We start from the raw sequence: 13,899 nt of genomic DNA, 5'->3' as shown, positions 1-13,899 counted from the left end.
GTGACCATGGAGGCCTCCCGCTAGTTCAGCTTGGCATCGGTGATGGCCCCGGACTCGAGACCCCAGTTCTCGAGGGACTCCTTGTACTCGGGAGTTTCAAGGACGGACTGCATGGCCTTCTGCAGGGCCGGGGTCAGTGCAGAGTTCTTCTTAACGCCAATGGCAGTCACGTCACTGTTGCCGACGTTAACCCGGCCGATGATGGTGAATGAGCCCGGCTGCTGCTTCTCGGCCCATCCGAGCGAGGTGGTGTCGTAGAGGACGCCGTCGATCCGCTTGGAGTGCAGCTGGGTCAGGGCCTCCTGAACGTTGGGCAGCGTCACAGCGTTGATCGCCGGCTGTCCCTTGGAGGTGCAGGTCTGCTCGTTGAGGGCAGGGAGGCGCTTGAGCTGGCCGGTGGAGCCCTGGGTGACGGCGATGTTCTTGCCGCACAGGGTCTCGACGGTTAGCTTCAGCGGGTTCCCGGCAGCTGCGGCCACTGACGTGCCGGCTTTGAAGTAGTCGATCATGTCGAGGACCTTGAGCCGCTCTTCGGTCTTGGACATGGTGGTAGCGGTGAAATCGAAGCGGCCACCGTCGAGGCCTGGGACGATCGTGTCGAACTTCGTGTCCACGAACTTCAGCTTCAGATCAAGCTTCTTCGCAAGGAGCCGGGCGACGTCCGGGTTGAGGCCGATCGGGGTGGTGTTATCCTCAGCGAGGAAGGTGGTGGGCGGGTAGTGCAGGTCCATTGCGACCGTGAGCTCGCCCTTGTCCTTGTAGGACTGTGGCAACAAGGCAACCGCCGCAGCGTCCGGCTGGATGCCCTCCGAGACGTCAGTCGTGTTTGAGGTCTTTGACTTTGTGTCTTCAGAGGCCGGGGTGCCGGTGGCAGTGCCGCCACAGGCGCTTAGGGCGAATACGACGGCGAGCCCTGCGGCTGCGGTCTGAACTTTGTTGATGGTCTTCATGGTGCTTCCCTTCGAATGGTTCAGCTGAAAGTGATCTGCTGAAATGGGGGCATTCTTTTCCAGGACTTTCCGTGTCGGGATCCCTTGCTGCAGGATCTCCCGGACGGTGCTGGTGGTTCTTGCTACATGCGGTTGTGATCAGGATCTCGTTCCGCATCTAAAGCAATGCAACAGTCAGAATCGCTGATTGTCAACAATTGACGATAAAAAAATTCAGTATTTCTCTCGTCTCGTGCTACTTGCGAAAGGATCTCAAAAAGAACTGTTGACAATCTACAATTGCGGATCTAGAGTCGAGAACAGCCGGCAAAGAAGCCCTGACGAACCCCAGGAACACGCTGGTGCAGACTTACAGGAAGGCGGCAGGCCATACATCCGGGCCTCCCGTTCAAGACTCAATGAAACGGACGAATCATGGCAGACACCAACTCCCGGCCGAAGTACATCTCTTTTGATATCTACGGCACGCTGATCAACTTCGACATTGACCCCACCACCCGTCGCCTGCTTGATGGCCGCATCTCTGAAGAGCAGTGGCCTACCTTCAAGAAGCAGTTCCGCGGTTACCGGTTCGACGAGGTCTGCGGCGATTACAAGCCCTACGAGGCTATCCTTCAGGATTCCTTTGACCGGGTATGCAAGCGCTGGGGCATCGGACCGACCGAAGGCGCCGGCGCAGAGTTCGCTGACGCTGTACGCGGCTGGGTTGCCCACGAAGACGTGCCGGCTCCGCTGAAGCTCATGGGCGACAACTACAAGCTGGTGGCTCTGTCCAACGCGGACACCAGCTTCCTTGACATCAGCATTCCCAAGCTCGGCGCTGAGTTCCACGCTGTGTTTACCGCTGAGCAGGCCCAGGCCTACAAGCCGCGGTACCAGGCCTTCGAGTACATGCTCGATACCCTGAACGCCAAGCCGGAGGACTTCCTGCACATCTCCTCGCACACCCGCTACGACATGCACCCGATGCACGACATGGGCTTCCGTAACCTCTGGATGCTGGACCGTGGCTATGACCCCATTGGCCCGGGCTATGACCTGAACACTGCCAAGTCCCTGGACGAGATCAACAAACACCTCGGTCTCTAAACCGACGTCGAGGCGAAAGGTCAAACCGTGAAACTCATTCCTTACTGGCTGGATACAGCCGAAGCATCCGGAGACTACCGGCAGACACCGGTACCGGAGAATGTCGACGTCGCCATCATCGGTGCCGGATTTACCGGGCTGTCAGCGGCCCTGGAATTTGCCAAGCAAGGCGCGAGCGTTGCCGTTTTCGAACGCCACACCGTGGGGTGGGGCGCGTCGGGACGCAACGGGGGAATGGCGACTACCGGGTTGGCCATCAGCTTCAGCACGGCGGTCAAGCGCTACGGCGCCACGCGTGCCGTGGAGATGTTCCAGGAATACAACGACGCCATCGACACCATCGAAAAACTGGTGCATGACAATGGCATCGACTGCGACTACAACCGCTTTGGAAAGCTCTCGCTGGCCTTCCATAAGTCCCACTACGAGGGTTTCCTGAAGTCGCAGGAAAAGCTGGCCAAACTGGCCGACCACCATGTCACCGTGATCCCCAAGTCCGAGATCCACAGTGAAATCGGAACGGACTTCTACCAGGGCGCGATGGTTGATCCGCTCGGGGCTGGCCTCCACGTGGGAAAGTTCGTGCATGGTCTGGCCGGAGTGGCTGTTGCAGCCGGAGCCGATATTTGCGAGAACGCTGCGGTGACCGAGCTGAAGAAGGTCTCCGGTACTGTGCATGACGTGCACACCACCCGCGGCATTACCCGCGCCAAGCAGGTGCTGGTGGCCACCAGCGGCTACACGGGCAACGTCACGCCGTGGCTGCAGCGCAGGGTTATCCCGGTGGGAAGCTTCATCATTGTCACTGACCCGCTGTCCGAAGACGTGGTCAACCGTATCCTGCCCAACCGTCGCCAGGCGTCGGACAGCAAGATGCTGACCTACTACTTCCGCATCACCCCGGACAACAGGCTGCTGTTCGGTGGCCGTGCCCGGTTTGCTCTGTCCAGCCCGGATTCGGACGTTAAGAGCGCCGAGATCCTCCGCAAGGCCATGCTCGAACTCTTCCCGTACCTCTCCAAAGCTAAGGTGGACTACATCTGGGGCGGACTGGTGGACCTGTCCATGGACCAGATGGTGCATGCAGGCCAGCACGATGGGCTCTTCTACTCCCTCTGCTACAGCGGCCACGGCGTCCAGATGGCAGCGCACATGGGTAAGCGGATGGCCCATTACATGGCCGGCGACAAGTCCGCGAACGTGTGGGAAGACTTGAAGAATCCTCCCGTCCCTGGACACTTCGGCCCGCCATGGTTCCTGCCCTTCATCGGCGCAGCAGCAAAAATAATCGACCGAGTCAAGTAGACGTTTCTCACCTCCAGGCAAGATAAGGGTCCCCATGTCATCACCAACTGTCGCTGAAGCGCGCCCAAAAACTACAGAGGAATCTGCCTACAGGCGTGCACGATTTGCCAACCTGCCAGGGGGAGCTTTTTTCGAAGGTCAGTGGCAGACCTCCGAGTTGACCTTGGAGGTGCGGGATCCTGAAGACGGTGTCCTGCTCGGCCGGGTGTGCACCTCCACGTCACAGGACGTGGAGCGTGCCACCTTGCACATCCACCGCCACCTTCAGGCGGACGAGTGGCCGCTCCGTTTGCGCCGGGAGGCGCTGGAGCGGGCGGTGGTGTTGTTGGGGGAGCAGGCTGAGCGGTTCGCCAACATCATTGCCGCTGAGAGCAGCAAGACCATCACCGAGGCGGAGCGTGAGGTGCGGCGTTGCGCCGAGACCTTGCGGCTTTCCGCCGCTGCTTCTGAGGAGCTCGCGGGGGAGACCCTGAGTTTTGAGGACAGCATGGCCGGGGCTGGCAAGATCGGCTGGTACAGCCGGAAGCCGGTGGGGATTGTCGCGGCGATCACGCCGTTCAATGATCCGCTGAACCTCGTGGCGCACAAGCTGGGCCCGGCCATCATCGGCGGCAACGGGGTCCTGCTGAAGCCCTCCACCCGCACCCCTTTGGTCGGGCTGGCTTTTGTCCAGCTGCTGCTGGAGGCGGGTGTCCCGTCGGGACGGATCGCCGCGATCGTCACCGGCCCCGGCGTGTCCGAGGCTGTTGTCACTGACCCGCGGGTGGACCTGATTTCCTTCACCGGCGGCCCCGCGACCGCGGAACGGATCGCCGCCGCGGCCGGAGCGAAAAAGATCCTCTCCGAACTCGGCGGGAACAACGCCACGATCGTGTGCGCGGACGCTGACGCGCAGGCCGCGGCGAAGGCCATCGTGGCCGGCGCGTTCGGAGTGGCCGGGCAGAACTGCCTGTCCGTGCAGCGCGTTTACGTCCACACTTCCTTGTTCGATACGGTCCTGGAGCTGGTCACGGCCGGGACGAGGGAGCTGCGCACGGGGCCGAAGCTTGACCGGGCCACCGACGTTGGCCCGCTGATCTCCGAAGCCGAAGCCCGGCGGGTAGAGGAATGGGTGGACGAAGCCACGGCCGCCGGCGCAACCGTCCACACCGGCGGGATCCGCCGGAACGCCTACTACGAACCGACCGTCCTGACCGATGTCCCCTCCGACGCCCGGGTCATCCGGGACGAGGTCTTCGGCCCGGTGGTCAGCATCCTGCCGTTCATCGAGGTCCGGGACGCCGTGTTCGAAGCGAACAACACCGAGTTCGGCCTCCAGGCCGGGGTCTTCACCCAGTCCATCGACCTGGCCCTGGCGGTAGCGGAGAAACTCCACGTCGGCGCCGTGGTCATCAACGAGACGTCCGACGTCCGGATCGACTCGATGCCCTTTGGCGGGTTCAAAAAATCAGGGGTAGGCCGCGAAGGGGTCCGCCATGCCGTCCGCGAAATGACAGAACCCAAAAACACCATCATCAACCTCGGCGAGTCACAGGCCCGCTGGCAGGTCCTGGGCGGCCTGACCGAAAGGACCACCCCATGACCAACGAAACCAGCAGCCACAGCATCGCGGTGATCGCCGGGGACGGTATCGGCAAAGAAGTTGTTCCCGCGGCCATCACCTGCCTGGAGCGGATCGCCTCGATCCACGGGCTGGACCTGGCGTTCACGTATTTTGACTGGGGGTCTGACTACTACGGCCGGCACGGGCGGATGATGCCCGTTGACGGGCTGGACCAGCTCGCCAAGCATGAGGCGATCTTCCTCGGCGCTGTCGGCTCACCCGAGGTCCCGGACACCGAATCGCTGTGGGGTCTGCTGATCCCGATCCGCCGGGAATTCCAGCAATACATCAACCTCCGCCCGGTCAAAACGCTCGACGGCGTGAAGTCACCACTCGCCGCGGCCAACCCGATCGATATCCTGATCGTCCGGGAAAACAACGAGGGTGAATACTCAGAAGTCGGCGGCAGGATGTACCGTGGCCTGCCGCACGAAAGCGCCGTGCAGGAAACCATCTTCACCCGCCTGGGCGTCTCCCGCGCTGCCCGCTACGCCGCCACCCTGGCCGCTACCCGCACGGGCAGGCTGACGTCCGCGACCAAAAGCAACGGTATCGTGCACACCATGCCGTTCTGGGACGAAGTCGTCGCCGAAACCGTGGCCCAGTACCCGGGCGTGACTGTTACCCACGAACTTGTGGACGCCCTCGCCGCGCACCTGGTCCTGAAGCCCTGGACCCTTGACGTTATCGTCGCGTCCAACCTCTTCGGAGACATCCTCTCTGACCTGGGCAGCTCCGTGACCGGTTCCATCGGACTGGCACCGAGCGCGAACCTGAACCCCGAAGGGGACTTTCCCTCCCTCTTCGAACCCGTCCACGGCTCCGCCCCGGACATTGCCGGGAAGAACCTCGCCAACCCGGTAGGGCAGATCTGGTCAGGGGCAATGATGCTCGAACACCTCGGCCACCCCGACGCCGCAGCGCACCTTCAGGCAGCGTTCGAATCAGCGCTCCGCCACGGGCACGGCACCCGCGATATCGGCGGCACTTCAACCACCACCGAATTCACCCAAGCCATCCTGACCGCCATCGACGCCCTCATCCCGGTAACAGCATGACAACCGGCCAGAGCCCGACGACGGGTCCCGCCGGCGCAGGGCCCAGGCGGCCGGTCGTCGCGGCCCTCTACCGCGAGGCCCTCCCGGCACGCATCGCCGAAGTCCAGGAACTCGCAGAGGTCCGCCTCACCAAAGCCGATGGCCTCGCCGAAGCCATGGACGGCGCGGACGTGCTCTACCAGTGGCACTCCTTCTCACCCGCGCTGAAGGAGAACTGGGCCGCCGCGTCCACGCTGGAATGGATCCACGTCTCCGCCGCCGGCGTCAGCCAGCTCCTCTTCGACGAACTCGTCCACAGCAACGTCGTCTACACCAACTCCCGCGGAGTGCTCAGCCGGGCCATCGCCGAGTTCGCCCTGGGCTTCGTCCTGGACATGGCCAAGGACTCCCACGGGTCCTACCGTCTCCAGCAGGAACAGCGCTGGCAGCACCGGATCACCCGCAAAATCCAGGGCCAAACCGCCCTCGTGGTCGGCACAGGATCCATCGGCCGCGAAATCGCCCGCCTCTTCCGCGCCGTCGGCATGGAAGTCAGCGGAGCCGGCAGGACAACCCGGCCAGGGGACGCGGACTTCGACGTCATCCACTCCTCCCGGGACCTGGCCCGCGTCGCAGGAGACTACGACTACCTCGTCCTCGCCGCGCCGCTGACCGCCGACACCACCGGCCTCGCAGGCGCCAACGTGCTCGCAGCGATGAAACCCTCAGCCCGGCTCATCAACGTAGGCCGCGGCCAGCTCGTGGACACCGCAGCCCTGACCCACGCGCTGGCCACCGGCTCGATCGCCGGCGCCGCCCTGGACGTTGTGGACCCCGAACCGCTCCCCGCCGGACATCCGCTCTGGAGCATGGAGAACGTCATCATCACACCGCACATGAGCGGCGACACCGAAGACTACCTCGATGACCTCGGCCAGCTCTTCGTGGACAACCTCAAACGCTATTGCAACAACGAACCACTGGAAAACATCGTGGACAAACAACTCGGATTCGTCCCCGCACCCTAACCGGTGCCTCATACAGGCAGCTAAGCATTTCGGCGTAGGCGCTCCTGCTCCACAAGTTCGGCCAGCCACGGCCGGTGCCCTTGGTGGAACAACATCCCTTCCGGCAGGTTCTGGATTTTCGGCACAGAATTGGCGATGTCGATGGTGATGCGGCCACCCGCCAGGGGAGCATTGGTGATGTGAAGGTGCCCGTAGGATTCCGGAATTACAGGATCCAGCCAGACTCCGCCGCGGGAAACGTGGGCGTCATAACGCATCAGGCTCGTCACCAGTTGGATTGGTGTTGTAGCTGCCCAGGCTTGGGGCGAGCATGCTGTCGGGTAGGGCACGGGTTCCGCGAACTGCTCCCGACTGAAGCCGCAAAACAGCTCCGGTAAGCGGCCGTCGGAATAGTCGGCCGCTTCCAGCAGGGCCGTGGACATTCGCTGTGCCTCCGCCACAAAGCCGTACCGCAGCAGGCCCGCCTGGATGATGGCGTTGTCGTGTGGCCAGACTGAACCGTTGTGGTAGCTCGCAGGGTTGTAGGCACCCATGTCGCTCGCCAGTGTTCGGACGCCCCAGCCGCTGAACATTTCCGGGGACATTAGCCGCTCCACCACGAGCGGCGCCTTGTCCTCGTCCACGATGCCGTGCCACAGGCAGTGGCCCATGTTGGAGGCGCAGGCATCGACCTGCCGCTTCTTGCCGTCGAGGGCTACAGCGTAATACCCTCGGTCAGGCATCCAGAATTGCTCGTTGAACCGCTTCTTGAACTCTGCAGCCTTATCGGCGAGTTCGGCCGCGAAGGTTTCGTCACCGGCGTCGTACGCCAGCCAGGAACGGGCCATGTACGCGTCGTAGACGTAGGCCTGCACCTCACAGAGGGCGATTGGCCCCTCGGCCATCTTGCCGTTTGCAAAGTTGATGCCGTCCCAGGAATCCTTCCAGCCCTGGTTGATCAGCCCCTGGGGGTTGAGGCGGTCGTACTCGACAAATCCGTCGCCGTCCTTGTCCCCATGGTCAGCGATCCACTCGAGCGCACGGTCTGCGTGAGGCAGCAGGGCGGCGATGGTATCGGGAGCAAACCCCCACCTGCTGACCGCTCCGAGCACAATGACGAACAGCGGCGTCGCGTCCACACTGCCGTAGTAGATGGACTTGCCTCCCAGGGACAAGCCGCTGGATACATCAAGCCGCACCTCGTGAAGGATCTTTCCCGGCTCCTCCTCGCTCATGGGATCCACCACGCTGCCTTGCCGGTCTGCCAGCGTCTGAAGCGTCCCCAGGGCCAGGGAAGGATCCACGGCCATCGCCATAATTGAGGCCCAGAGGGAGTCGCGGCCAAACAGCGTCATGAACCACGGTGCCCCGGCTGCCACCACCACGCGTTCGGGATGGTTCGGGTCCTCGATGCGCAAGGCACCCAGATCGTCATAGCTGCGCCGCAGCGTCCGCTCGATGGAGCGGTTTCCCATGTGCAGTTCGGGGATCTTCTCAACCCACTCGCGCCGCCTCAGGTCCCGGGGCGACAGCCCTTCCGCGTCAGTATGAACGAACGACGGCGGCGGAGGACTTGTTGCGTCGCTGCTGGGCACCACCGTGAGGACTGTGCTCCACTGCCCGTGCGGTGCCACGGTCACCCGGTAGGCCAAACCTTCCGGTGTGACCTCGGCTCCAGGAGCCTGCACCAGAATGCCCTTCCGGATGTCCTGCCAGACAGAGCGGATGGACAGCGTGTCTCCCTTAACCTCCCGGGTTTCTTTCCAGCGTCGCTGGATTCGCGCCTCTTTCACCTCAAAAAGGTCGGCAAAGTCTGCCTCAACCTCAACCCTGATCAGGCATTCCGCGGGTTCCACCGAATAGTTGCGGACTGTGACCTGCTCCTGGATGCCGGCGCCCACTTCGCGCAGCCGCTCCACGATGAGCGGGCTGTCGGCATACCCGTCCGCGCGGGGAATCCGGCCGGCGAGCAGGGCCCGGTATGGCTCCTTTGTCTCCGCCGCGAGGGGTTCAATTGCCTGGCCGTTTACCGTGAGGCGCCAGCCGGACAGGATCCGGGTATCGAGGTAGAAAGCGCCGTGCGGATGTTCTGGAAAAATGTCCCCGTTTGGCAGCGAGATACAGAAGGAAGATCCTTCTACCAAAGTGACCGTGGCCCCTAGAGGACCTGCCGCCGTGTCAGCATTCCATCCAGCCATCCTAGGCTCCTTCAACAGACTGGCACCAGCGAACGTTCGCCCCCGACCTGCCGGGGATCCTGCTGCTGAACCTGCTTGACGCATTCTTCAATCGACGCTACTCCCGCTTGCCCTCTGATGCCAGACCCCGGCTGGCTGCTGCAAGGGAGTGCTCCAGTGGGGCGGTTGAGATGGCTGCGCCAGTGATTCTGTGCCTGATGACGGGTTATCCGAATCCACCTGATCGTCAGAGAGGAGGGGCTGAAAAAAATAACTACCCTTATGACCTATCGTAGATTGTTGACAATTGCTAGGATGGAACCAAGCAGTTGCTCCGGCTGGAGACCCCAGCTCGGGTGCGAAGAGCGAGTCCTGCGTCTTGTCACAGCCGGTTATCCTCCGGGTGGCGCACCCCTTTACCGCCAGCTCTCCCCAACTTCCCCCAGTACATGAGGTAATCCAATGTCAATTCATTCCTCCCTCTCAAAGACCAAACGTGTCAGGCGAGGCCTGGTACGGACACCCCCTCCCAAGCCAATAAAAGGTGAGGTTCTGCCGGTTCTGGAAGTCAGCAAGCTTGATGAAGCCCGACTTTCCAGTGCTGCAGCAAGAAAAGATCAGCCCCACGGCTTTTCTGTTGGTAAACGAGTGCTGTTTGAAGCAGATGGCTTCAAGGGTGCCGGCGTAATCGACGATGTCATGCATGACGGCTCGATTGTGTGGATCTGGCCCGACGACGGCATGGGTCGCAAAATGTTGTGCGTGGCTGATGCCGTAGTGATCACCTGCGAGGAGCCGGTCTTGTGATGCATTCAATCGGCCCCATGAAACAGCATGTTTCCCATCGAGTGAGCAACCGTGTTGAGGTGCTTGTCGGCGACGCAGAACAGCTGCATAACCTTCTCTCAGACGCGGAAGCTGCGCTTCTGCCGAGTGCCGTCATTGCAGGCACCGCAGGTGTACTGGTCACGCGCCACGGCCCTAACCGTTACACGGTTGCCCTTTGTGACTCTGTTCCTTTTGGTGAGACCCGCGAACTCGACGCAGGTTAACTCGTCAGTTCGCCTTGCCCGAGCATGCCCGGCCGGGAGCACCTCCCGCTCCTGAACGCTACTGCGCTGAACTCCCGAGGTAATTTCCCTTGTCACGAAGAGCCAAAGCGAGTAGATTGTTCAACAATATCTGTTGTTGAACAATAGTTAGTGGTTAGCAAGCTCACCCCCTCGATTGCCCTGTCCGCAAAGCTTAGAAACGCATAAGGACCCCTCATGAAGAAGCGAGAATTAGTCTCCATAGCCACGGACCGCTTGGCGGTTTCTGCAATGAAGTTTCAGCACCCGAAAATGAGTGGGGGAAACGGCGAACGGCACACCGCATTCGGATGGCCTGCGGGGCCGGCGGCGGATTTCATCGTCGGACTGTTCCCCGAGGATTCTGAGGAATTCAATGCGGCAGAAGACATCCGCAGGCTCTCATGGTGAGAGTAATCTGGGGGTAAGTGTCTGCAAGGTCTGGAAGGCCTATGAATATCGTAGCTCTGGCTCGACTGCACGGGATCTTCAACGTGCTCAACGGTTTGTGGCCACTCCTGCACATGCACAGTTTTGAAGCTGTCTTCGGTCCGAAGACGGACAAATGGCTCGTCCGTACTGTCGCAGGCCTGCTTCTGGTAAACGGCCTGGTGCAACTCCGGACTCATCCCGCAGGGCAAGGGGTCGAAGCGGCACGGTTTATTGGCCTGGGAACAGCAGCGACACTTGCGTCAATCGATCTTGCCTACGCCCCTCGCGGCCATATCAGCCGGATCTACCTTATGGACGCAGCTGTGGAGCTTGCCTGGATCGTCATGTGGAGCCGCCGGAAGTCCGCAAAAGTAGCTGACACTAAATAGTAAGCATGATTACTATTGGAGGACTGCAAGCAACTTCAAGGCGGCAATGATGCGAGCGATGGTGTATCGCGGTCCTTATAAGGTACGCGTGGAGGAAAAGGACCTTCCACGGATTGAGCATCCCAATGATGCGATAGTCCGTGTGTCACTGGGGGCCATTTGCGGTTCTGATCTGCACCTGTACCACGGGATGATGCCCGACACCCGGGTGGGAATGACCTTTGGGCACGAGTTCGTTGGAGTTGTCCACGAGATTGGGCCGTCGGTGCAGCACCTTAAAGCAGACGACAAGGTGATGGTTCCCTTCAACGTCTACTGTGGCTCCTGCTACTTCTGCTCTCGGGGTCTCTACTCCAACTGCCACAACGTCAATCCCAACGCCACCGCGGTCGGCGGTATTTACGGCTACTCCCACACCTGTGGAGGGTACGACGGCGGCCAGGCGGAGTTTGTGCGCGTCCCCTTCGCCGACGTCGGGCCTTCCCTCATTCCCGAGTGGATGGAGGAAGAAGATGCCGTCCTGCTGACTGACGCACTCGCCACCGGATACTTCGGCGCCCAGCTTGGCGACATCAGCGAAGGCGACACCGTCGTGGTATTCGGTGCAGGCCCGGTTGGCCTCTTTGCCGCCAAATCATCCTGGCTGATGGGCGCCGGGCGCGTCATCGTGATTGACCATCTCGAGTACCGGCTGGAAAAGGCCCGGACCTTCGCGCATGCCGAGACGTACAACTTTGTGGAGTACGACGACCTTGTGGTGCACCTGAAGAAGATCACAGAATACCTGGGGGCGGACGTCGCCATCGACGCAGTGGGTGCAGAAGCGGACGGAAACTTTACGCAGCACGTCACCTCCACCAAATTCAAGCTTCAGGGTGGCTCGCCGGTGGCGCTGAACTGGGCCATCGACTCGGTGCGCAAGGGCGGGACTGTGTCGGTAATGGGGGCCTACGGGCCGATGTTCAGCGCAGTCAAATTCGGAGACGCCGTAAACAAGGGCCTGACGCTCAGGATGAATCAGTGCCCGGTGAAGCGACAGTGGCCACGCCTGTTCGAGCACGTCCGCAACGGCTACCTCAAGCCAAGCGATATTGTGACCCACCGAATTCCGCTGGAGCATATCGCCGAGGGCTACCACATTTTTTCCGCCAAGCTCGATAACTGCATCAAGCCACTGATAATTCCGGGCGCCAGTTGAGAATAAAACTTTTGGATCGGGTGCTGGACTGATGTGCAAACCACGCTGAAAGGAGGACTTCATGCCGTACCTGGCAGCGAAGCCCGGTCAGGGAAAGTCGAGCGAGGAACTGCGGGCCACTATCCCGGGCTGGGGAGTGGACTTGGATCCCCTGGACCGTCCCGCTGTTCCAAGGGAGCGGATGGACCTGGTTAGCGGTGCTCACTGGGATTTTCCGGACCGCCAAGAGGAGAAGCAGCCGCGTGAACGGTCGATCGAGCACAAGATCCTTCCGCCGGTCTTCGGTACTTCCTGTCCGCCGAAAGGACTCTCCGGAGCCGTTCGCAAATACGCGTACCGGTACAGTGAGGGAAGGGCGGCGCACTGGCTGCTCCTGCTGGCGGGTGACCGGATTGATGCCTGGGAAAACCATCTGCGGTCATTCATTTCAACGAGGCCGGACAACCCGGTAACCGAGACAGGTGTGCTGAGTGAGTTCAGGCGCCACGGCTTATCCTCCAGATTCGGGAAGAAGCGTGCTGACCTGAGCCACCAGTGGATCGATCCTTTGATAGTCGCGGGTCCCTGGATGGTCACCGGCGGCGGGTTAGTGATTGCACTCCGTTACCTGAACAGGTTCCGGCAGCGCAGAAGGTGACTGGAGGTTCGCTGATCCGCCTTGGCCGCAGGTTCGCCGTAGGGCATCCTTGAGTACGGGATACCGGACACTCAGGAGCGAAGAGAACTATGCAAGCCAGCAGCGCCACCACCCCAGCAAGCCCCAGAACCTCCCAACACAAGGCTGCGTCCAAAGTCCCCGCCGCTGAAAACACGCTCCGGATCCTCAAGCTGCTGGCCTCCAAGCGTGGGCCGATGGCGGCGTCGAACATTGCCACCGCACTGGGCTTGCCGCGCTCCAGCGTCTATCACCTGCTGGGCGTGATGGAGGCCAACGGATTCGTCCTGCACCTGCACGAAGAGCAGCGCTACGGCCTGGGTATCAGCGCCTTCGAGCTGAGCTCGGCCTATTCACGGCAGGAACCCCTCTCACGCCTGGGCCGTCCCATGCTGGCCTCCCTCGTTGACATCCTGGGGGAGAGTGCCCACCTGGCAGTGCTCCACGGCAGGGACGTGCTGTACATCGTGGAGGAACGCGCTAAGAACAGGCCTTCCCTAGTGACGGACGTCGGCGTCCGCCTGCCCAGTCACCTCACCGCCAGCGGCCGCGCCATCCTTGCTGCCTTGCCGAAGTCGCAGGTCCGTGCGCTGTACCCCAACGCTGCCGCCTTCACCGCGCGCCACGAAGTGGAGGGCGCCATCATGAAGTATTCCGCTTTGTCCTCGCATCTGGACCAGGTCCGGCAACGAGGCTACGCCACCGAACATGGTGAAGTGACGCCCGGTTTCGGTTCCATCGCTGCAGCCGTGACCGATCATGTCGGGTGGCCGACGGCGGCAGTCGCCGTGACGTTCCTGGAGGACAAACTGCCGGCGGATCAATGGCCCGAGCTCGCATGGCGGATCCAGAAGGTAGCTGACGATCTCTCGATCCGTATCCATGGCCGCCCGCAACCCAACTAGCCCGCCACCCAACCAGGTAGCAGTCGGTGTTGTTTTGGCCGCTCAAGACAGCATCAACTGCTAACTGACTTGCGTACGGGCA

Annotated in this window: 14 protein-coding genes; 12 read left to right on the top strand and 2 right to left on the bottom strand. The window is 61.6% G+C overall.

All coding sequences use genetic code 11. The annotated features are described in order from the left end of the window. Positions 1 to 20 precede the first annotated feature (20 nt). Positions 21 to 950, bottom strand: a complete 930-nt coding sequence (locus M1E05_RS18885; RefSeq protein ID WP_461163878.1) for a transporter substrate-binding domain-containing protein — start codon at positions 948 to 950, stop codon at positions 21 to 23. Positions 951 to 1,364: 414 nt separating this feature from the next. Between M1E05_RS18885 and M1E05_RS18880 the strand changes: the two genes are divergently transcribed. Genes M1E05_RS18880 through M1E05_RS18860 form a run of 5 tightly spaced genes read left to right on the top strand, consistent with a single transcriptional unit; the run spans position 1,365 to position 7,012 of the window. Next, complete coding sequence (locus M1E05_RS18880; protein ID WP_461163877.1) at positions 1,365 to 2,039, top strand: haloacid dehalogenase type II; 675 nt, start codon at positions 1,365 to 1,367, stop codon at positions 2,037 to 2,039. 27 nt (positions 2,040 to 2,066) lie between these two features. After that, a complete protein-coding gene (locus M1E05_RS18875) occupies positions 2,067 to 3,344 on the top strand; it encodes an NAD(P)/FAD-dependent oxidoreductase (protein WP_461163876.1) in 1,278 nt (425 codons plus the stop codon). 34 nt (positions 3,345 to 3,378) lie between these two features. Next, positions 3,379 to 4,926 carry an aldehyde dehydrogenase family protein gene (locus tag M1E05_RS18870; protein WP_461163875.1) on the top strand — a complete coding sequence of 516 codons (1,548 nt, stop codon included), beginning with the start codon at positions 3,379 to 3,381 and terminating at the stop codon, positions 4,924 to 4,926. Further along, positions 4,923 to 6,005 carry a tartrate dehydrogenase gene (locus M1E05_RS18865; protein WP_461163874.1) on the top strand — a complete coding sequence of 361 codons (1,083 nt, stop codon included), beginning with the start codon at positions 4,923 to 4,925 and terminating at the stop codon, positions 6,003 to 6,005. The genes M1E05_RS18870 and M1E05_RS18865 overlap by 4 nt, the downstream gene beginning before the upstream one ends. Then, positions 6,002 to 7,012: a D-2-hydroxyacid dehydrogenase gene (locus M1E05_RS18860; RefSeq protein WP_461163873.1), complete on the top strand. Its 1,011-nt coding sequence runs from the start codon at positions 6,002 to 6,004 to the stop codon at positions 7,010 to 7,012. The genes M1E05_RS18865 and M1E05_RS18860 overlap by 4 nt, the downstream gene beginning before the upstream one ends. A 20-nt stretch (positions 7,013 to 7,032) precedes the next feature. On the opposite strand, the gene M1E05_RS18855 is transcribed toward M1E05_RS18860, so the two are convergent. Beyond that, the gene (locus tag M1E05_RS18855; protein WP_461163872.1) at positions 7,033 to 9,189 is read right to left on the bottom strand and encodes an amylo-alpha-1,6-glucosidase; all 2,157 of its coding nucleotides are present in this window, start codon (positions 9,187 to 9,189) and stop codon (positions 7,033 to 7,035) included. A gap of 441 nt (positions 9,190 to 9,630) precedes the next feature. Here M1E05_RS18855 and M1E05_RS18850 point away from each other — a divergent pair, with 441 nt between their 5' ends. The 7 genes from M1E05_RS18850 (at position 9,631) to M1E05_RS18820 (ending at position 13,817) form a co-directional block, all read left to right on the top strand. Continuing rightward, positions 9,631 to 9,975 (top strand): hypothetical protein, encoded by a 345-nt coding sequence (locus tag M1E05_RS18850; protein WP_461163871.1) that lies wholly within the window; start codon positions 9,631 to 9,633, stop codon positions 9,973 to 9,975. Further along, a complete protein-coding gene (locus tag M1E05_RS18845; RefSeq protein ID WP_458114612.1) occupies positions 9,975 to 10,220 on the top strand; it encodes a hypothetical protein in 246 nt (81 codons plus the stop codon). Before M1E05_RS18850 ends, M1E05_RS18845 begins: the two co-directional genes overlap by 1 nt. 216 nt (positions 10,221 to 10,436) lie before the next feature. Beyond that, positions 10,437 to 10,649, top strand: coding sequence for a hypothetical protein (locus M1E05_RS18840; RefSeq protein WP_461163870.1), 213 nt, complete (start codon positions 10,437 to 10,439; stop codon positions 10,647 to 10,649). Positions 10,650 to 10,690: 41 nt separating this feature from the next. After that, a complete protein-coding gene (locus M1E05_RS18835; RefSeq protein ID WP_461163869.1) occupies positions 10,691 to 11,059 on the top strand; it encodes a hypothetical protein in 369 nt (122 codons plus the stop codon). Between the two features lie 49 nt (positions 11,060 to 11,108). Then, positions 11,109 to 12,257, top strand: a complete 1,149-nt coding sequence (locus M1E05_RS18830) for a zinc-dependent alcohol dehydrogenase (protein ID WP_461165293.1) — start codon at positions 11,109 to 11,111, stop codon at positions 12,255 to 12,257. A gap of 61 nt (positions 12,258 to 12,318) precedes the next feature. Next, entirely contained in the window at positions 12,319 to 12,894 is a 576-nt protein-coding gene (locus M1E05_RS18825; RefSeq protein ID WP_458113070.1) for a hypothetical protein, read from the top strand. 89 nt (positions 12,895 to 12,983) lie between these two features. Then, on the top strand, positions 12,984 to 13,817 hold the full coding sequence (locus M1E05_RS18820) for an IclR family transcriptional regulator (RefSeq protein WP_458113071.1): 834 nt from the start codon (positions 12,984 to 12,986) through the stop codon (positions 13,815 to 13,817). The last annotated feature ends 82 nt before the right edge of the window (positions 13,818 to 13,899 follow it).

It is taken from the genome of Arthrobacter sp. R4-81 (genome assembly GCF_054792365.1).
The sequence above is the reverse complement of the archived record's forward strand: the minus strand, read 5'-3'. Positions and strand labels throughout refer to the sequence as shown.